Source organism: Pseudarthrobacter sp. B4EP4b, from assembly GCF_006680095.1.
GTDB lineage: Bacteria > Actinomycetota > Actinomycetes > Actinomycetales > Micrococcaceae > Arthrobacter.
In genome coordinates this window covers 21,936-41,124 of sequence record NZ_VHIJ01000017.1, presented here as the reverse complement: position 1 = coordinate 41,124, position 19,189 = coordinate 21,936, and the positions used below count along the sequence as shown (strand labels likewise).

Annotated in this window: 17 protein-coding genes; 9 read left to right on the top strand and 8 right to left on the bottom strand. The window is 65.3% G+C overall.

Annotation, left to right across the window (positions count from 1 at the left end):
* Window positions 1-104: 104 nt before the first annotated feature.
* On the top strand, window positions 105-320 hold the full coding sequence (locus FNL14_RS06295; RefSeq protein WP_045729765.1) for a helix-turn-helix domain-containing protein: 216 nt from the start codon (window positions 105-107) through the stop codon (window positions 318-320).
* A gap of 38 nt (window positions 321-358) precedes the next feature.
* Here FNL14_RS06295 and FNL14_RS06290 read toward each other — a convergent pair whose 3' ends face one another.
* Complete coding sequence (locus FNL14_RS06290) at window positions 359-925, bottom strand: hypothetical protein (RefSeq protein ID WP_142058566.1); 567 nt, start codon at window positions 923-925, stop codon at window positions 359-361.
* A 142-nt stretch (window positions 926-1,067) separates the two neighbouring features.
* On the opposite strand from FNL14_RS06290, the gene FNL14_RS06285 reads away from it, so the two are divergent.
* Both FNL14_RS06285 and FNL14_RS06280 read left to right on the top strand, forming a co-directional pair.
* On the top strand, window positions 1,068-1,886 hold the full coding sequence (locus FNL14_RS06285; protein ID WP_142058564.1) for a LysM peptidoglycan-binding domain-containing protein: 819 nt from the start codon (window positions 1,068-1,070) through the stop codon (window positions 1,884-1,886).
* Window positions 1,887-2,043: 157 nt separating this feature from the next.
* Complete coding sequence (locus FNL14_RS06280; RefSeq protein WP_220126153.1) at window positions 2,044-2,409, top strand: Rv3235 family protein; 366 nt, start codon at window positions 2,044-2,046, stop codon at window positions 2,407-2,409.
* Window positions 2,410-2,524: 115 nt separating this feature from the next.
* Here FNL14_RS06280 and secA read toward each other — a convergent pair whose 3' ends face one another.
* From secA to mtrA, 7 genes are all read right to left on the bottom strand, one after another.
* On the bottom strand, window positions 2,525-5,263 hold the full coding sequence (gene secA / locus FNL14_RS06275) for a preprotein translocase subunit SecA (protein WP_142058562.1): 2,739 nt from the start codon (window positions 5,261-5,263) through the stop codon (window positions 2,525-2,527).
* Between the two features lie 82 nt (window positions 5,264-5,345).
* The gene (locus tag FNL14_RS06270; protein WP_142058560.1) at window positions 5,346-6,572 is read right to left on the bottom strand and encodes a winged helix-turn-helix domain-containing protein; all 1,227 of its coding nucleotides are present in this window, start codon (window positions 6,570-6,572) and stop codon (window positions 5,346-5,348) included.
* 32 nt (window positions 6,573-6,604) lie between these two features.
* A complete protein-coding gene (gene hpf / locus FNL14_RS06265; RefSeq protein ID WP_091415531.1) occupies window positions 6,605-7,330 on the bottom strand; it encodes a ribosome hibernation-promoting factor, HPF/YfiA family in 726 nt (241 codons plus the stop codon).
* A 144-nt stretch (window positions 7,331-7,474) separates the two neighbouring features.
* Window positions 7,475-8,398, bottom strand: a complete 924-nt coding sequence (locus tag FNL14_RS06260; RefSeq protein WP_370455802.1) for a ComF family protein — start codon at window positions 8,396-8,398, stop codon at window positions 7,475-7,477.
* An 81-nt stretch (window positions 8,399-8,479) separates the two neighbouring features.
* Window positions 8,480-10,198: an LpqB family beta-propeller domain-containing protein gene (locus FNL14_RS06255; protein ID WP_142058558.1), complete on the bottom strand. Its 1,719-nt coding sequence runs from the start codon at window positions 10,196-10,198 to the stop codon at window positions 8,480-8,482.
* Window positions 10,195-11,832: an MtrAB system histidine kinase MtrB gene (gene mtrB, locus FNL14_RS06250; RefSeq protein WP_370455805.1), complete on the bottom strand. Its 1,638-nt coding sequence runs from the start codon at window positions 11,830-11,832 to the stop codon at window positions 10,195-10,197. The genes FNL14_RS06255 and mtrB overlap by 4 nt, the downstream gene beginning before the upstream one ends.
* Window positions 11,833-12,076: 244 nt before the next feature.
* Window positions 12,077-12,751, bottom strand: coding sequence for an MtrAB system response regulator MtrA (mtrA, locus tag FNL14_RS06245; protein WP_091415523.1), 675 nt, complete (start codon window positions 12,749-12,751; stop codon window positions 12,077-12,079).
* A 184-nt stretch (window positions 12,752-12,935) separates the two neighbouring features.
* On the opposite strand from mtrA, the gene FNL14_RS06240 reads away from it, so the two are divergent.
* From FNL14_RS06240 to FNL14_RS06215, 6 genes are read left to right on the top strand one after another with little or no spacing between them, the layout of a single operon-like run.
* A complete protein-coding gene (locus FNL14_RS06240) occupies window positions 12,936-14,237 on the top strand; it encodes a hypothetical protein (RefSeq protein ID WP_255470723.1) in 1,302 nt (433 codons plus the stop codon).
* A complete protein-coding gene (locus FNL14_RS06235) occupies window positions 14,227-14,871 on the top strand; it encodes a DUF4129 domain-containing protein (protein ID WP_142058556.1) in 645 nt (214 codons plus the stop codon). Before FNL14_RS06240 ends, FNL14_RS06235 begins: the two co-directional genes overlap by 11 nt.
* Window positions 14,868-16,085 (top strand): DUF4350 domain-containing protein, encoded by a 1,218-nt coding sequence (locus FNL14_RS06230; RefSeq protein ID WP_255470722.1) that lies wholly within the window; start codon window positions 14,868-14,870, stop codon window positions 16,083-16,085. The genes FNL14_RS06235 and FNL14_RS06230 overlap by 4 nt, the downstream gene beginning before the upstream one ends.
* A complete protein-coding gene (locus FNL14_RS06225) occupies window positions 16,082-17,137 on the top strand; it encodes a MoxR family ATPase (RefSeq protein WP_142058554.1) in 1,056 nt (351 codons plus the stop codon). Before FNL14_RS06230 ends, FNL14_RS06225 begins: the two co-directional genes overlap by 4 nt.
* Window positions 17,137-18,429 carry a DUF58 domain-containing protein gene (locus FNL14_RS06220; RefSeq protein WP_142058552.1) on the top strand — a complete coding sequence of 431 codons (1,293 nt, stop codon included), beginning with the start codon at window positions 17,137-17,139 and terminating at the stop codon, window positions 18,427-18,429. The genes FNL14_RS06225 and FNL14_RS06220 overlap by 1 nt, the downstream gene beginning before the upstream one ends.
* A gap of 46 nt (window positions 18,430-18,475) precedes the next feature.
* Complete coding sequence (locus tag FNL14_RS06215) at window positions 18,476-19,189, top strand: DUF4166 domain-containing protein (protein ID WP_142058550.1); 714 nt, start codon at window positions 18,476-18,478, stop codon at window positions 19,187-19,189.

Below are 19,189 nucleotides of genomic sequence, written 5' to 3'. Positions count from 1 at the left end.
CCCATTGTTACCGCAGGGGCCCGGGAACGAAAGTCATAAATTCAAACAAGATCAAATTGTGGATAACGCCAGCAAAATGCACCTTGCGGTGGCAAAATAGGTCCATGCCCAGGTTTCTTACGCTCGCAGATGTCGCGGAACAGCTCCAGATCAATTCCCCGGCTGCGTACGCCCTGGTGCGCAGCGGCGAGCTCAAAGCCATCCAGGTGGGCGGCCGCGGCCAGTGGCGCGTCGAGGAAAAAATGCTTGAGCAGTACATCGAGGAACGCTATGCCGAGGCGAGCCGCATGATCCAGGAGTCCAAGTCCAAGTCGGTTTGACGTGGCCGGCGGCCGTTGCCGTCCGGGACATCTGGCACTCAGTCGGCTGTACGGGGCGACGTAATGGCTGCCAGGGCAGCAAAGGGAATGGTGGCAACGTGGCTGACCTGATGGCTGCGCCGCACCTCACCGGGGTTAACAACGGCAAGGTCGAGATAGTCCTTGCCGACACGGTCGATAACCCCAGCCAGCCGCGCAGACCCGGAAGTACTCCCGACGAGGACCGAGAGTACCGCACGGTCCCTGGCCATGCTGCGCAGGGCATGGGAAAGCCCCAATTTTCGCCGGACCGATGACGTTTCCGTGGTCGAGAACCTGCCCAGCCCCATGTACCGTGCAGCCGCTGCGTACGGAATAAGAGTTTGGTGCTGTCCTTCATTAAGAACCAGGGCATCGCCGCCAGCGTGCACGAGCATGCCTGAAAACGACTCCCCTGACGCCAGGTAAACCGTAAGCCGGCAACCCAACACCCCGCGCAGACGGTCCGCGAGTTCCAGGCTGACCATCTCTGCCCTGGCCCGCTCATTAATTTCCGCGTCGAGCGCCAGCCTGTCCGCCTCGGTGAATTGGCTTTCCAGGTCATTGAAGAGTGCATCCCAGCGCATTCGGCAAGCGTAGGGCCGCTCCACCGCCCGGTCAACGCAGGAACTTTTTTTCTCTCCAACGTCTGGACAAAGGAAGAATAGCCGGGGCAAACTAAGGCTTGTTGCATCAAACAACACCAAACTGCATCAAACAAGGACAGACATGCCAAAGCAAGCAGAAGCTACTAGTTGGACGGATACCCTTTGCGCGGCAGCAATACTCCTGCTGGGTGGCCTGCTGTGCTTGGTGGGGGCCGGCCTGCTGGAGCACTGGCAGGATTCCTCGGCACAGCGCCAGGAACTCCACGCGGAGGACCTGCTGGGCGCGGCGGCAGCTGCCGGCGGAGCCATTCTTGTGGGTTGGTGGATTCTGTCCCTGCTCCTGGCCGGAGCCACTGCGGTCCTTGACCGGGGCGGAAAAATCCGCGCTGCTGCGGTCACGCGCCGGCTGTCGCCTGCGTTTATGCAACGGCTTGTACTTGCTGCGCTGTCGGTCCAGCTGATGGCCGGCCCATCGGCGAACGCGGCTGCGACGGTTCCGGGACCGGAATGGGCTCCCACGCAGGACCTCGTTTCGTCCGCTCCGGCGGGTTCCGGAAACGTCACCGACCCGTCAACCTTTGCCGGAAGCGGAGCCGACGGGGCTCTGGAGCTTGCGCCGCTTGAAGAAGCTGTGAGGGACAAGGCATTACCTCCGTCCGATTTCGAGCCGGGCTGGCAGCCTGCAGCCCCTGTGGTCAGCCCAGGGCTGCTGGCGGCGCCGGCTGCGCGCAACTCCAGTGATGCCGGTACGGAGACCGTTGCAGTGCTGGCCGGCGACACCCTGTGGGACATCGCCGCATTGGCGATGGGGCCGGAGGCAACCGACGTGGAGATCGCCATGGCATGGCCCCGATGGTACGAGGCCAACCGTTCAGTTATCGGCCTGAATCCGGATGTGCTGCTTCCGGGACAAATCCTTCAGCCGCCAACCGCGGCATAACTACGGGCTGGGCTCTGAAGGATCCCGGCCGCCAATTAAGGGGAAAGCAATGACTGCAGTGACTCCGATCAGAGCCGGCCAGCAATCTGGAAGGGCTGAGAATATCCCGGGCCGCACTCGGGACTTAACGCCAAACCAAGCCGGAGCTCCTTCCGGATTGCGGGCCGTTGATGACCTGTCCGAGGTCCGCGCAGTCACCCGCGGGACGGTGCAGGCAGCCATGGAAGTGCTGGCGGGAATCCGCCCCATACACCAGCTGGCCCGTCGCCTCGATCCGCGGTGCCTGTCAGCGCTGCAACACCGTGCCTGCCTGATAAGACGCGAAGTCGCCCGGACGAACAATCCTGCGTTGGCGCGGCTGCACAGAAATTCCGTGGTCCGTTCGGTACGCGTTTGCGAAGTGGCTGAGGGGATTTATGAAGCGAGCGCCGTGGTGGTGGACGACGTCCGTGCCCGGGCTGTCGCTGTCCGCCTGGAACGGAGCAAGCAGGTATGGCGGGTCACTGAGCTTGTCATTGGCTGAGGGCATCATGCCTCTGAGCGAAACCGAACTGGGCTGGAACTGGAGCAGGGCCGGGAATCGCATTCCCGGCCCTGCTCCCTATTTCTCATTGCCCGCCGGCTCACACAGCCCGCGGCTAACGCTTCTTCTTCTTTGCGGGACGCTTGGCTGCATCCTGCGCAGCTGCCTTGGCCGGGTTTCCAGAACGGCCGGACTGCCGCGTCTCCACGCGGGTCTGCGTTCCGCCGCTTTCGCTCGGTGCGGTGTACTGCAGCTGGGCCGGCTGCGCCGGCGCTTCCAGGCCGGCGGCGCGCACCTGCGGCTCGACGTGCTCGGTGTGCCCGCCCTCGGCGTCGGCAACCACCACATCCTGGGCGGGGGTGACTTCCACTTCCAGGTTGAACAGGAAACCCACGCTTTCCTCGCGGATGGCCTCCATCATGCTCTGGAACATGGCGAAGCCCTCACGCTGGTACTCAACGAGCGGATCGCGCTGGGCCATGGCCCGCAGTCCGATTCCCTCCTTGAGGTAGTCCATCTCATAAAGGTGTTCCTGCCACTTACGGCCGATAACTGACAGCACCACCCGGCGCTCCAGCTCGCGCATGCTTTCGGAGCCAAGCGCCTCTTCCCGGGCCTGGTAGACCAGGCGAGCGTCGGACAGCAGCTCTTCCTTCAGCATCTCAACAGTGAGCCTGGACTTTCCGCCGGCTTCCTCGATGATCTCCTCCGGGGTGACACTGACCGGGTAGAGCGTCTTGAGGTTGGTCCAGAGCTGGTGGAAATCCCAGTCGTCGCCGTTGCCTTCGGCAGTCGCAGCGTCAATGAGCGCCGTGATGGTGTCCTCCACGAAGTACTGCACCTTTTCGTGCAGATCATCGCCTTCAAGGATGCGGCGGCGGTCGCCGTAGATGGCTTCGCGCTGGCGGTTGAGGACGTCGTCGTACTTCAGGACGTTTTTGCGCTGCTCAGCATTGCGGCCCTCCACCTGGCCCTGCGCGGAGGCGATGGCCCGCGAGACAAGCTTGGATTCCAGGGCGACGTCGTCCGGCACCGAGCTGTTCATCAGCCGTTCCGCAGCACCGGAGTTGAAGAGGCGCATCAGGTCGTCCGTCAGCGAGAGGTAGAACCTGGACTCGCCGGGGTCACCCTGGCGGCCGGAACGGCCGCGGAGCTGGTTGTCGATGCGGCGTGATTCGTGCCGCTCGGTACCCAGAACGTACAGGCCGCCGAGGTTCAGCACTTCCTCGTGTTCGTCCTTGACGGACTGCTTTGCAGCTTCCAGTGCCTCTGGCCAGGCGGACTCGTAGTCCTCAGAGTTCTCTTCCGGATCAAGCCCGCGCTTCGCCAACTCGGCCACTGCAGTGAATTCGGCGTTGCCGCCGAGCATGATGTCGGTACCGCGGCCGGCCATGTTCGTTGCCACGGTGACGGCGCCTTTGCGTCCGGCCTGGGCCACGATGGCAGCTTCGCGTGCGTGGTTCTTCGCGTTCAGGACCTCGTGGCGGATGCCTTCCTTGCCGAGGAGCCGGGACAGATATTCGCTCTTCTCGACGCTGGTGGTTCCCACGAGCACAGGCTGGCCCTTTTCGTGCCGCTCCGCGATGTCCTTAACGACGGCGTCGAACTTGACGGTCTCGTTCTTGAATACCAGGTCCGGCTGGTCGATCCGCTGCATGTCCCGGTTGGTGGGGATGGGCACCACGCCAAGCTTGTAGGTGCCCATGAATTCCGCGGCCTCGGTCTCGGCAGTACCGGTCATGCCCGAGAGCTTGTGGTACATACGGAAGTAGTTCTGCAGCGTCACCGTCGCCAGGGTCTGGTTTTCGGCCTTGATCTCGACACCTTCTTTGGCCTCGATGGCCTGGTGCATGCCCTCGTTGTAGCGGCGGCCTGCAAGGATACGGCCGGTGTGCTCGTCCACGATCAGGACCTCGCCGTCGAGGATGACGTAATCCTTGTCCCGCTTGAACAGTTCCTTGGCCTTGATGGCGTTGTTGAGGAACCCGATCAGGGGCGTGTTGGCGGACTCGTAGAGGTTCTCGACCCCGAGGTAGTCCTCGACTTTCTCGATGCCGCTTTCCAGGACGCCGACCGTGCGCTTCTTTTCGTCGACCTCGTAGTCCTTCTCCGGCTGCAGCCGCAGGACCACCTTGGCGAATTCGCTGTACCAGCGGTTGGTGTCGCCCTGCGCCGGACCGGAGATGATCAGCGGTGTCCTGGCCTCGTCAATGAGGATGGAGTCCACTTCGTCAACGATGGCGAAATGGTGCCCGCGCTGGACCAGTTCGGCTTTGTCCCACGCCATGTTGTCGCGGAGGTAGTCGAAGCCGAATTCGTTGTTGGTGCCGTACGTGATGTCGGCGGCGTACTGCTGGCGCCGGACCGAGGGATCCTGGTTCGACAGGATGCAGCCGCTGGTGAGGCCAAGGAAACGGTACACGCGGCCCATAAGGTCGGACTGGTATTCGGCCAGGTAGTCGTTCACAGTGACCACGTGGACACCCTTGCCGGTGAGGGCATTGAGGTAGGCGGGAGCAGTTGCCACCAGGGTCTTGCCTTCACCGGTTTTCATTTCCGCGATGTTGCCCAGGTGCAGCGCGGCGCCGCCCATCAGCTGGACATCGAAGTGGCGCATGCCCAAGGTTCGTGAGGACGCTTCCCGGACCGCGGCGAAGGCCTCCGGAAGCAGGTCGTCAAGCTTCTCGCCGTCCTGGTGGCGTTCGCGCAGGCGGTCCGTTTCCTCGCGGAGTTCGGCATCCGTGAACGTCTTGAATGAGTCTTCCAGGGCATTGATGGAGTCGGCATAGTTCCGCAGTTGCCGCAGGGTTTTTTTGTCACCCGTGCGGAGAAGTTTTTCGATAAGTGATGCCACGTGAAGATGCTCCCAGTCGTTGCCGCCGAATTCTGGCGTTTTTAGTCTACGGGAGAGACACCGGGCCGCTGGGTGTTTTCCCTCAGAGCGGAGCAACCAATCCGCCGGCCACGGAGTCGGCGAGTTCGCCGGCAAGGTCGCCCCGCGGGCAGATCTCCATGCCCGGCAGTCCCAGCCAGTCCGCCATCAAGCGAAGCTCTGCAGCGAGTTCGACGACGGTATCCGGCGGGGCACCAGGCTCGGCATAAGCGGATCGAACCAGCAGTTTGCCGCCTGCGCGGTCAGCCTTGAGGTCCACCCGTGCCACGATCCTGTCGCGCAGGAGGAAGGGCAGGACGTAGTATCCATACCGCCTTTTGGGTTCGGGAGTGTAGATCTCTATGCGGTAGTGGAAGCCGAACAGCTCCTCAAGCCGGCGCCGTTCAAAGACCAGGGAATCGAACGGGCTCAACAGTGCCCGGCCTGTCGCACGCCGCGGCAGCCTGGCCTCGGTGTGAAGGAACACTTCACGGTTCCAGCCGGCCACCGTCACAGGCACCAGCCTGCCCGAGTCCACGAGATGGTTTACTGCTGCCGCTGCGGCCTTGACCGGCGTGCGGAAATAATCAGCGAAACACCGCACGGTGCCGATGCCGTGGGCTTGCGCGGCGGCATCGATCAGCCGGTGCAGGGCCGGTTCGAGGTCGCGTTCCCCCGGTTCCCTGCCAGGAAGATTGGGCAGCACCTTCGCAGTGAGCGTGTACCTCCGCTCGAATTGCTCCGTCCTGGAGGCGGCTGAAACAACGCCCTCCTCAAACAGGTGCTCCAGTACCCTCTTGACCGCGCTCCAGTTCCAGCCCCAGTTGGCGTTCTGTTTTTCCTCCACGTGGCCGATGCGGTCGGCGATCTGGGCGGCAGTCAGCGGCCTCGCCGTTGCGAGCGTTGCCAGGATCCTGCCGGAGATAGTGGCGAGCAGGGCCGGATCCATGCTGTGGGCCCCCACCCAGGAACGTTTCTGCCACAGTCGCAGGTCGGCGAAGCGCTCCGGCCGGATGTAGCTGGCTTCGTGTGCCCAGTACTCCACCATGCGCCGCGGATGTGTGGCTGACATCCGCTGGAGGATGGTGCGGTCGTAATTCCCCAGCCGGGAGAAGAAAGGAAGGAAGTGGCTCCGGGCAAGGACATTGACGGAATCGATCTGGACCAGCTGGAGCCGGGCAAAAGTCCGGCCCACCGTCCGTGATGTCACGGGGCCGGCGGGCCGTCCTTTGTCGAGTCCCTGTGCTGCCAATGCGATCCGCCGGGCCTGGTCCAGGCTCAGCGTCGGCACATCAGTCCTCTCTGTGGATGGTGATTACCACCCTAGGCGTTGGCTGCAGCGTCGTCAGAACGGTACGCGAGGATTTTTTCTTCAACCACAGTGTCGCCCGGTTCGCATTCGTGGTCCAGGGTGATAACCCCGTAAGTCCAGCCGCGGCGCCGGTACACAACAGAGGGTGTATTCGTGGCCTTATCCACGAAAAGGTAGAAATCGTGGCCCACAAGTTCCATGTTGTCCACGGCATCATCGAGCGAAAGCGACGCGGCAGGGAAAACCTTGCGCCTGATCAGGACCGGCGAATCGCCGGCCGGAATGTCATTATCGACATCGTAGGGAGATTTCTCTGCGGGGGCCGGCGCGGTTTCGGTCCGGTGGCTCGCCTCGACATAAATCGGTTCGTGGGCGCTGGCGGGTTCCAGCGTGGCGGTGGCTTCACGGACCGCTTTGGGGGTGTGGCGTCCGTGGTGGACCTTCTTGCGGTCCTTGGCGCGGCGGAGCCGCTCGAGCAGCTTGTTGTATGCGAGGTCGAATGCAGCGAATTTATCAGCGGCACTTGCTTCGGCACGGATCACCGGCCCCCTGCCCAATACTGTCACTTCAACAGTCAGCTGGTCGCCGGTCTGCCGTGAGCTGGTCTCCTTTGAAACTTTGGCATCAACCCGCTGGACCTTGTCACCCAGCGACTCGATCTTTGAGATCTTCTCTCCGGCATATTCGCGGAACCGGTCTGAGACTGTCAGATTTCGTCCGCTGATCATAAACTCCATGGTGCCCTCCAAATGACTTCGGTGACACGACGGCAGCACTTCGCTGGGCCGATCTGATTGACAGTCGAGCCCCTTTCCGAGCCGCCATCGACAGGTACATTCTGTTCTTGGTACCCACCACCGACGTTAGTTCATAGCCATCGGTTATTCATCCTTTCGTGGTTTATTTTTTTCTAAGTCATGCCCCTCCCTGCGGGGTTCAGCGGATGCGGCGCCAGGTGCTGCGGAGTCCGGCGGGCGTGTCGCGGCGAGGACCACCGCGCCTGCCACTACGGCGCCTGCAGAGTGCAGCGCCCGCGCAGCTTCCGAAAGGGTTGCACCTGTGGTCAGGACGTCGTCGACAATAATGCAGCGGCGTCCGGCCAGCTGCGCCAGGGCGCGCCGGCGGACACGCATGGACCCCCGCACCCGCCTGGCACGGCCGCCGCGGTCCAGGCCTTTTTGGCCTCCGGGCAGCTGAAAAATTCCGGCACCGCTTTTTTCCAGCACGTTCAGCACGGGAAGCTCCGGGAGCTGCCGTGGCACCCTCCGCAGGAGCAGGTGGACCGGGCTGAAGCCGCGCTTCATGAAGGCAGCGTTGCTGGTGGGCACTGGCACCAGGCAGGTCTCCTGCATACCAGCCGCAGCTGTCCGGACAGCCCCACCGAGCGCCCGGCCCAGGCTGTTCCCGAGCCCATGCTGGCCGTGCCGTTTGAAAGACAGGAGGGCCTGCGCCAGCTCCTCCCTGTACACGCCGGCAGCCACCACCGGCAGCAGCACCGTCCCGCCGACGTCCATCAGGGCGGGAGCTCCTTGTTCAGCCCGGAAGGGCTGGTGTGTCAGTCGGCGGATGTTGCGGTCGCACGAAACACACAGCGCCCGGTCTTCGGCTCCGCAGCACACGCAGTCCACTGGAACCAACAGCGCCAGGAGATCGCCAAAAGCGCTTTCAGCCTGGTCCACCAGGCGCAGCAACGCGCTCCGGTGGTCCGACCGGTGCCTGGCGGGCCGCTCGGCGGACGGCATGAGGTCCGGATCGGTGCGGACGTTCCATGGTGGGCAGGCTGGGCCCGTGACGTTGCGACTCACCCGCCAAGCTTCTGACGCCAGGCCCCTGCACCACCACACGGTTAACAGGCTATGTGGACAGGGCCGGAAGGAAGGCGGGGATCAGCCGGGGAACGCTGGATCCACCGGGCCCTTGATCTGCGGCGACCAGCCGTTGCCCAGCCGCTGGAACACGCCCTCTCCGGACTGTGCGTAGATTTCCTCCGGGCCGTTTCCGGCACTGAGGGCAACCAGCCCCGGCCATGGTGCCAGCTGCTGCGGCTGCCCCGACGTCAGCGAGAGCAGTTCCGGCGTAACGTTCGAGCCGGCAGCCCCCTTCATCACGGCAACGGTGGTATCGGTGACCCAGACGCCCTGGTCCGGCCCGCTTTCGGTGGCCAAAGTAACAGGTGGCGTCAGCTCCCGGGGCGCCCCGTCACCGCCCCGGATGATGCCGGCAACCTGCACCCGGGTCTTGCCGTTCTGTTCGGAAATCACCAGCGCCCGGACCCCCTCGCGCGAAATCCGGACGTCCTTGACCGTCCGCCCTGCCAGCCAGGCCGGCGTCAGCGTGACTGAAGGCACGCTGGCGCCCTCAGCCACTCCTGTAGGCCGGAACGCCACAATTTCCGTTTCCCCCGAGGCGCCCGGTCCTGCCGACCACAGCCAGTCGTTCAGCCCGAAGGACGGCCGGGTCAGTGTGCTTCGCGTGGTCAGCGCCCTTGCAGGCTGGCCGGGACTGATGCTGTACAGGGTGGTGCGGCTCTCGTTGAGGAAGGCCGCCATCTGCGATGCGGGCGACTCGGCGGGGAACCGCGGAGTAAGGGAGGACACCGGCTGGATATCCGGCAGCGGCGATATTCTGTTGTTTTCGTAGCGGACCAGCTCGTTACCGCTGACCGCAATCTGTCGTGACGGCACACTCTTGTCCACTACCGGCGGCAGGACCGAGCCGTTGTCCTCCACCCGGACCAGGTCCTGGTTTGCGCGGAGCTCAACGTTGACTACGTCCGGCTGGCTGCGGAAGGTCAATGTCAGCTGCATCTGCATCCGCAGCCGGTCCTCGGGCGAGGTTTCCGTCAGTTCCTTGGCCGTCAGGTCCACCTGGGCTGCACCGGAGACAACGGGTACTGACTCCCGGGCCAGCTTGATCCCTGAGGGGAAGGCGCTGGCCACGGCGCCCCGCAGGTACGGCGCCGGCCCCGCGAGCAGCGCACTGGTCATCGCTTTGACGGTCTTGTTCTTGATAAACCAGCGCACGTCCGGTACCGCATACGTGAACGTGGGGTCATAGAAGTAGATGGGATACGCGCCGTAGATCACCTTAAAGGTTTCTTCGGCGATGGCTGTCCCGTCCGGCAGTGCCGAAATCCGCCACTGCCCGTCCACCAGGGTGACGGTGACGGGGATTTTTTCGATGGTTCCTTCCGGTGACTGCGTTGCTATCCCATCGGAATCCACGGTGTAAGCGACATCCAGCTCGTAGTTGTAGACGTTTTCCGCCTCGCCCGGCACTACCTTCGCTTCCCGGTAAACGAGGGCGCGCTGGTCCGGCTTCCACGAGACGGAGGAAGCCTGGGTCAGATACTGGCGCGCGACCGCGTAGTCGTCCTCGTAGCCGCTGCCGGCGCGGTAAAAGTAGTCAATGATGGTCTCCGGTGACGCGCCGGGTTGCGGCGCTGCCGGCAGGAACACCGGTGCGCTGAGGTTCCCGGCGCTGCCCTCGCTGCTTTTGCCCACCGGGCCGGACGTGGGAATCCGCGCGCAACCGGCCAACAGTGCCAGCAGGACCACCAGCAGCGAAGCGGCCAGCCTGGCCCTGGGCGGGGTACGGCCCGTCATGGAGTGTCCTTTGAGGCCGCCGGAGCAAGCGGAGTGCCGGCCTCAAGGACCAGCATGTTCCTGTTGTCTGTTTCGCCAGGGATGGTGATGTCCTCCGGTTCCAGCTGCACGGGCGACTTGTCGATTTCTTCCCCCTGGCGCAGCGGCAGTGTCAGCCTGAAGTTCGCACCGCTCCCCTTCTTGCCCCATGCCTGCAGCCACCCGTTATGGAGCTTGGTGTCCTCCATCGCGATGGAAAGCCCGAGGCCGCTGCCGCCGGTGGTGCGGGCACGGGCAGGGTCTGCGCGCCAGAACCTGTCAAAAACGCGCGCGGCTTCCGCGGGCGCCATGCCGATCCCGTGGTCGCGTACGGCAATGCCGACGGCGGTCTGGCTGGCTCCCACTGAGACCGTCACCGGCTTCCCTTCTCCATGTTCCACGGCGTTGAGTATGAGGTTTCGCAGGATGCGGTCGATCCGGCGGGCGTCCATTTCGACGATGATCGCGCCTGCCGGGGCGCTGAGGATGATCTTGGAGCCATATTCGGCCGCGACGGGGGTTGCACCTTCAATCACGTGGGCCACCACCTGCAGGATGTCTTCCGGCTCGGCATCGAGCATGGCCACGCCGGCGTCGAAGCGGGAAATTTCCAGCAGGTCCGAAAGGAGGGACTGGAACCGCTCCACCTGGTTGTACAGGAGTTCCGCCGAGCGCTTGTTGATGGGGTCGAAATCGTCCCGTGCGTCGTAGAGCACTTCCGCGGCCATCCGGACAGTGGTCAACGGTGTCCTCAGTTCATGCGAAACGTCGGAGACGAAGCGCTGCTGCATCTGGGACAGGGTAGCCAGCTGGGTGATCTGTTCCTGGAGGCTGGCAGCCATGTGGTTAAAGGAGGCACCAAGGCGTGCCACCTCGTCCTCGCCCCGGACCACCATCCGTTCCTGCAGCTGGCCGGCGGCGAGTTTTTCGGAGACCATCGCGGCATGGCTGACCGGGCTGACCACATTGCGTGTCACATACCAGGCGATGGCGCCGATCATCAGGACCAGCACCGCCCCGCCGGCCCACAGTACGCTCTGGATTTCATTCAGGGTCTGCTGGGCGGTGTTGAGGTCGTAGATCAGGTACAGCTCGTAGACGGTGCCATTAAAGGTCACCTTGTTTCCCACGGCGATGCCGGGGCGGTCCTCGGTGCCTACCGGGATAACGGTTGAGGCCCAGTACTGGTCTTTCCCGGATTCCTGGACGGCCTTGCGCAGTTCCGGCGGGATGACGCTGACGGTCAGCTGGTCCGATGCCCGTGATTCCACCCAGCGGTTCCGCGGCTTGGTCTGTTCGGGCATGGCCTCGAACACGTACCTCCGCTGGATCACCGAGCCCCGGCCCTCCACGGCGTTCAGTGTGTCGTACACCAGGGTGATCACGCTGGACTGGTCGGTGACCTGGGCGCCGTCGAACGTGTCCTGCACCTGCTTGACGTTGTAGCGCGTCTCGGACTCCGCCTGGGTCAGCCGCTCCTGGAAGAGGTTGTTGGCGATCTGGTTCGAAAGATAAGCGCCCACCACGGCAAAGGACGTGATGGCCAGGAGCAGGGTGGTCAGGACCGTGCGGAACTGCAGCGACCGGCGCCAGCGCCGGTGCAGCGCGCGCCCCATATACCTCAGGGCCGGGAGGAACTTCCGGAATCCGGTCCGCACCAGCCGGGCGACGCGCAGGCTGACAATCAGGGCACGGCGTTGCCAGATCCTGGCCAGGAAGGACAGCCGCTGGAAGCCTGCGGTGCGGGCATCGGTGTGTTCCGGAGCGTTGTGGTGCTCAGGGCGGTGGTTCCCGCCAGGCTGTTCGGGAAAACTTTCCGTGGCGGGTTCGTGTGCAGGTCCCCCGGGGGGAACTGCGGGGTCAGGCCCCTGCTTTGTAGCCGACACCACGCACCGTTAACACAACTTCCGGAGCTTCCGGATCCTGCTCGATTTTGGACCGGAGGCGCTGGACATGGACATTGACCAGCCGCGTGTCGGCGGCGTGGCGGTAGCCCCAGACCTGCTCGAGCAGCAGTTCGCGGGTGAACACCTGCCACGGTTTGCGGGCGAGGGCCACCAGGAGGTCGAACTCCAGAGGCGTCAGGGAAATCCGCTCATTGCCCCGGCTGACGGTGTGACCTGCGACGTCGATGGTGATGTCGGCGATTTTGAGGGTTTCCGGGGCCTTCTGGTCGCCTGGACGCAGCCGGGCGCGGACGCGCGCCACGAGCTCGGCCGGTTTGAAGGGCTTGGGCACGTAGTCGTCGGCGCCTGATTCAAGCCCGCGGACGACGTCGGAGGTGTCCGATTTGGCGGTCAGCATCACGATGGGCACGTCCGACTCCGAGCGGATCTGCCGGCAGACCTCGATACCGTCGACGCCGGGAAGCATCAGGTCCAGAAGGACAAGGTCAGGCCTGGATGAACGGAAAACGTCGAGTGCTTTGGCGCCGTCAGCGCAGAAGACTGGTTCGAAGCCGTCATTGCGAAGAACAATTCCAATCATCTCGGCCAGTGCTTCGTCGTCGTCTACCACCAGAATGCGTGCCTTCATAGTTATATATTCCCTTATCAGACAGGCTTTGTCCTGTTCAGGGCGTTGCGGCATGGCGGAATGCTAGGTAGCCGTGCCCACGGAACTATAGGCTGGGAGCATTGCCGGAGGTTCCCGGTGCCCACCGTTCTATCGCGGACCGGGCCTGGCGCTTCAGGCACTGCTGCAGGGGGAAGGAACACGGGTGTCAGAACAGGATCCGGGCGCGGAGCGGCCGCAGGGCTCCGGCGGGCAGCAGCCCGCATGGGGGCAGCCGCCCGAACAGGGTCAGCAGCCCCCGTGGGGCCAGCAACCGGGCTGGGGCGCGCCGCCGGCCTGGGGACAGCCGCAGGGGCAGCAGCACTGGGGTTCGCCCCGGCCGCCATACCCTGGCTCCGCCTACGGCCAGCCTGCTTATGGCCAGCCTCCCGCCAACCCCTACGGCCAGCCCCGCTACGTGGCGCCGCCCAAACCGGGGATCGTCCCGCTCCGCCCCCTGATGTTCGGTGAGATCCTGGATGGCTCATTCCAGACGATCAGACGGAACGCCAAGGCCATGCTCGGCGCTTCCCTCATTGCCCAGTCGTTCGCTGCGATCCTTGCCGCAGTGATTACTGCCGTCACCGCAACGTCCATGGTGTCCGTCGAAGCATGGGCGGAGAGCGCCAGCCCCGCCGACGTCGCCTCGTTGGGCCTGGGGTTCCTGGCCGCCGTCCTGCTGGTGTCTGTCCTGACCATGTTTATCTCGGCTGTCCTCCAGGGGGCCATGGTGGTGCCGGTGGCACGGTCCATCCTTAACCGCCCCACGGGTTTCCGGCAAATGTGGGTCCTGGCACGTTCGCGGGCCTGGGCCCTGATCCGCCTGGCGGCGCTGATGATGCTGGCCGGCATGCTGGCGCTGCTGCTGCCCGCAGCCCTTATGGTGGCGGTGATCGCCAGCGGGGAACGGGCCGGGATTTTCCTCCTCATTCCTATGATTCCTGCTGTTTTTGCCTTGCTTCTGTGGATCTATATCAAGCTGATGGTGGCGCCCGCCGCCGTCGTCATCGAAGAGCTGGGCGCGCTGGACGCCCTGCGGCGTTCGTGGTCGCTGACCCGCGCCAACTGGTGGCGGATCCTGGGTATCACCCTGGTGGTGGGCATCATGGTGGGCGTCATCGGGCAGGTGGTCATGATCCCGGTGGGCCTGCTGCCCTCGATGCTCTCCGGTTTCCTGTCCCCGCATGCCGGCAGCGAGCAGGAGATTACTATTGCAGTCGCCGTAGGGGTGGCCACTGCCGTCGTGGGCGCCCTGGTGGGGGCTGTGGGGTATGCCTTCCAGACGTCGGTGATGGCCTTGCTCTACATGGATCTGCGGATGCGCAAGGACGGCCTGGACATCGCGCTGCTCCGGCAGTTGGAAACCGGAGCAGATCCGGACGGCATACCGGGCCGCGGAATCCAGGCCATCAGGCCGGGACCGGTTCCCGGAACCGGACAGCCCGGGGTTTGGCCGGATGTCCGCTGAACCTCCTGTCCTGCCCTCGGCGGAGGAAGCCCGACGCTGGGCCGCGGAGGAGCTGGCCAAATCCGAATACCGGGAGGCCGAGCCCGGCTGGCTCGACTCGCTGTGGCGCAGCTTCCTGGACTGGTTGCAGTCCCTGGACGGACCGGCGGGTGCCGATGCACCCGTGCCCAGCCCCGTTATTGGGATTGTGATCGCCGCGGTCATCGCCGTCGCCGTGATCCTCGCCCGGCCCCGCCTGAACCCCAAGGCCCGGCAGGCCAAGGAAGTTTTCGAGCCGGACAGCGCACTCACTGCCGCGGACTACCGGCAGCGCGCTGACGCCGCGGCCGCGGCAGGAAACTGGGGGGACGCCGTCGTCGACCGCTTCCGTGCAGTGGTCCGCTCAGCGGAAGACCGCGTGCTGCTGGAACCCCAGCCGGGCCGGACCGCGGATGAAGCCGCCTTCGCCCTGTCCCGGCCCTTCCCGGCGGAGGCTGCGCGCCTGGACCAGGCCGCCAGGATCTTCGACGCAGTCCGCTACGGAAACTGGACACCGGGCAGTCCTGATTATGAGGCAATGACAAGACTGGACACAGATCTGCAGGCAGCCCGGCCTGCACGCGACGCAGCGCAGGACACGGCGGCGCTGCCATGACAGAAGCGCTGCCGGACGTCGGCGGACAACAACACGCTGTAGATCGAAGCACCAGCCAGGATTCCCGGTCCGCGGTGCGCAGGAACCCATTCCGCTGGCTCCGGCAGCACCGCGGCCTGGCCGCCCTGGCAGCCGTTGTGGCTGCTGCACTGGGCATGGTGATCTGGGGGCAGCTTGCGCCAAAGGGGGACGGTGTTTCCCTCTCCGTCCATAACCCGGGACCGTCGGGGGCGCGTGCCGTCAGCGAGATCCTCGGCCGGCACGGCGTGAACGTCAACGACGTCGACCGCTTCGAAGAGGCCATGGCGGCGTTGGCGGACAGCGACTTCCCCACCCTCCTGCTCTACGACAGGAACGGGTACCTGGATGACCAGCGGCTCTCTGAGCTGACCGGCGCCGCCCGGCGGGTGGTAGTGATTTCACCCCGCCTCCAGACGCTGGGAGCGCTGGACAGCGGCATCAGGCAGGCCGGTGTTGTGCCCGAATCGGCACCGGTACTTGAGCCGGATTGTTCCCTGCCTGATGCCGGGGCCGCCGGCCAGGTCACCGGAGCATCGGGCTTCGTGTACGACGGCGGGACGTCCTGTTACCGGCCCGCCGGCACCAGCGCCGGGCTACTGGCGGTCAGCGGCGATGGCCGCGTCACCGTCCTGGGCAGTACGGCTATCCTCAGCAACGAGAAGCTCGACGAACTGGGCAACGCCGCCCTGGCTCTCCGCACGCTCGGCAGCTCCGCGGACCTGGTGTGGTATCTCCCGTCCCTTGAGGATCTGGACACCACGGGTTCGCCGCAGACACTCAGTGAACTCGCTCCGGACTGGTCGCGCTTCATCGGGCTGTGGCTTGCCCTGGTGGCACTGGCGGCCATCGTGTGGCGGGGCCGGCGGCACGGACCGCTGGTATTCGAACCGCTGCCCGTGGTGGTCAAGGCAGTGGAAACAGCCGAAGGAAGGGCCCGGCTTTACCAGGATGCACGCGCCATCGAGCAGGCCAGGGATAACCTCCGTGCCGGCACACTGGTGCGGTTGGCCAGGAAGCTCCGCCTGGGTCCGGAAGCCACCGCTGATGAGGCCGCGGAGGCGGTGGCCCGGTTCCTGTCCCGGCCCTCCCCCGGCATCAAGGAGCTCCTGAATGAACGTCCGCGCACCGAGGCACGGCTTGTGGCCTGGGCGCAGGAACTGAACACCCTAGAGAAAGAGGTCAGTGACCGATGAGCGAACAAGGCATCGGGCCCCGGGTCCTTGATTCCACCGGGCAGGATTCTGCTGGAAACGATTCAGCCCGGCATGCTTCAGCCGGGCATGCCTCGGCTGGGCAGGATCCAGCGCGGCAGGCCCTCCTGGACGTACGCCATGAGGTGGCAAAGGCTGTGGTGGGGCAGGACGCGACCGTGACGGGCCTGCTGATCGCCCTGCTGTCACAGGGGCACGTGCTGCTGGAGGGTGTGCCCGGCGTGGCCAAGACCCTGTTGGTCCGTGCATTGTCCGCAGCCCTGAGCCTGGACACCAAGAGGGTACAGTTCACCCCCGATCTCATGCCCGGCGACGTCACCGGGTCCCTGGTCTACGACTCGCACACCTCAGAGTTCTCGTTCCGCGAGGGTCCCGTGTTCACCAACCTCCTGCTCGCCGACGAAATCAACCGTACGCCGCCTAAAACGCAGGCGTCACTGCTCGAGGCCATGGAGGAGCGGCAGGTCTCCGTGGACGGTGCCGCCCGCCCGCTGCCCGCACCGTTCCTGGTGGCAGCCACCCAAAATCCGGTGGAATACGAGGGAACCTATCCGCTCCCCGAGGCACAACTGGACCGGTTCCTGCTCAAGCTCACCATGCCGCTTCCGGAGCGCCGCGACGAGATGGAGGTCATCCGGCGGCATGCGGCGGGCTTTGATCCCCGCGACCTGGCGGCCGCCGGCGTCCGTGCCGTGGCGGGCGCCGCGGATCTGGAGCGGGCCCGGCAGGCGGTGGCCACCGTGGCAGTGGAACCCGAAATCATCGGCTATATCGTGGACCTGGTCCGGGCCACCCGTTCCGCGCCCTCGTTCCAGCTTGGCGTTTCGCCCCGGGGTGCCACGGCGCTGCTGAACACCTCCCGCGCCTGGGCCTGGCTCTCCGGACGGAGCTACGTCACCCCGGATGACGTCAAGGCCCTGGCCTTGCCCTGCTTGCGCCACCGGGTGGCACTGCAGCCGGAAGCGCAGATGGACGGGGTCCGCGTGGACGACGTGCTGGGCAGCATCCTGGCTTCCGTTCCCGTCCCCCGCTGATGGCCATCTCCGGACGCTTTGTCCTCCTGGTGCTGGTGGGACTGGTGCCGGTCCTGCTGCTTCCCGGCTGGGGAACGTTTCTACTAGTGGCCGGCAGCCTTTTAGCCCTGGCCGCCGTAGACCTGGTCCTGGCCGGTTCGCCGCGCCGGACCCGCATTGTTCGCCGGGACCCTGGCAATGTGACGTTGCATGGGACGGCGGAATCGGTACTTACTGTCTCGAACGACGGCGGGCGCCGGCTGCGCGGGAGCCTCCGGGATGCTTGGCAGCCATCGGCAGGGGCCCAAAATTCGTTGCAGGGTCTTGATGTTCCGGCGGGTGAGAGCCGACAGGTTACGGTACGCCTGCGGCCGGTCCGTCGCGGAGACCTCAAAGCCCCTCATGTCACCGTCCGCAGCTTAGGGCCGCTGCTGCTCGCAGCCCGCCAGCGGACCATCGAATGCCCGGGTCTGTTGCGGGTCCTGCCGCCCTTCCATTCACGGCGGCACCTGCCCTCCAAGCTGCGGAAGTTGCGCGAACTGGACGGCAAGGCTGCCGTGCAGATCAGGGGCGCGGGCACGGAGTTCGATTCCCTCCGCGATTATGTGCGCGGCGATGATGTGCGGTCCATCGACTGGCGTGCAACAGCCCGCCGGTCTGCCGTGGTGGTGCGCACTTGGCGGCCTGAACGCGACCGCCGCGTGGTGATGGTGCTGGATACCTCCCGGACGTCGGCGGCCCGGATCGGCGATGAGCCCCGGCTGGACACCGGCATGGAAGCAGCCCTCCTGCTGGGTGTCCTCGCCGAGCGGGGCGGAGACCGCGTGGACTTCCTGGCCTTCGACCGGCGGACCCGGGCACGGGCCGGATCAGCGGGGCAGGGGAACCTCCTGGGCCAACTGGTCCAGGCCATGGCCCCGCTGGAGGCTGAGCTCATCGAGCTGGACTGGCAGGCCATCCCGGCGCAGGTCCGGGCCGTGTCAGCGCACCGGTCCCTGGTGGTGCTGCTGACGTCGCTGGAAGGCGGCGCACCTGAAGAAGGCCTGATCCCCACCGCGATGCAACTCTCCCGTCAGCATGTTGTGGTGGTGGCAGCGGTGCGGGACCCGCAGCTCGGCCTGATGCTGCAGGAGCGTGACAATGCCGCCGGTGTCTTTCGGGCGGCCGCCGCCGAACGGTCGCTCCTGCAGCGGGCAGCAGTCACGGCCGAGCTTCGCCAGCACGGCGTGGAGGTGGTGGACGCAGAGCCGCTGGAGCTGCCGCCCCGGCTGGCCGACATGTACATCAGGCTTAAGGCGGCAGGTAGATTGTGAAAATCCAGCAGGCCGTTGTCCGGCCCCGTCACGAGGAGGTCCCTCTATGAGCGTTCCCATTTACCAGCAGGCCCTCGGTGCGGACTACGGCCGGCTGCAGCCCGAACTCCAGGAGTACTTTGCGCTCGCGCCGGGCTCCGGCCGGTACGGCGTGGGCGAAGGGATTTTCGATGTGGTGGGCTGCCGGCAGGACTGGCTGCGCCCGCTGCTTCGGCTCACCGGCAGTGAGGAAGCATTCTTTCCGGAGTACGGAGAGGGTATCCCCTTCAGGATCGAGAACCACGCCCATCAGGATCCTTTTGGCCGCTCCAGCCTGACGGCCCGCCGGGAAATCCGGTTTCCCGGGCGCACGCGGATCTTCCAGGACACCACCAGCGTGACCCGCCGGGCCGGCGCGCCCCAGCTGGTTGACTATGTGGGCCGGCTCCGGCGCTTGGTGACCGACCTGAACCTGAGCGTCACGCCGGAGGGACGGCTGCGGGGTGTGTCGGAATCCTCGCGGCTGTTTCTTGGCCCCCTGCGCATTCCCCTTCCCGCTGCACTGGATGCCAAGGCCTACGCGGAGCAGTGGTGGGACCCGGCAGAAGGCAGCAGCGGCAAGCACCGCATCCAGGTCAAGGTGATCCAGCCACAGATCGGACTGGTCCTGGTCTACGCCGGCAGCTTCGACTACAGGCTTCGCCCCTACACGGGCGGAAGCTCAGCGCAAAGCTTCCTGCCGCGCTATGCACAGCCGGACCGGTGGGAAAACCGGGTCTGA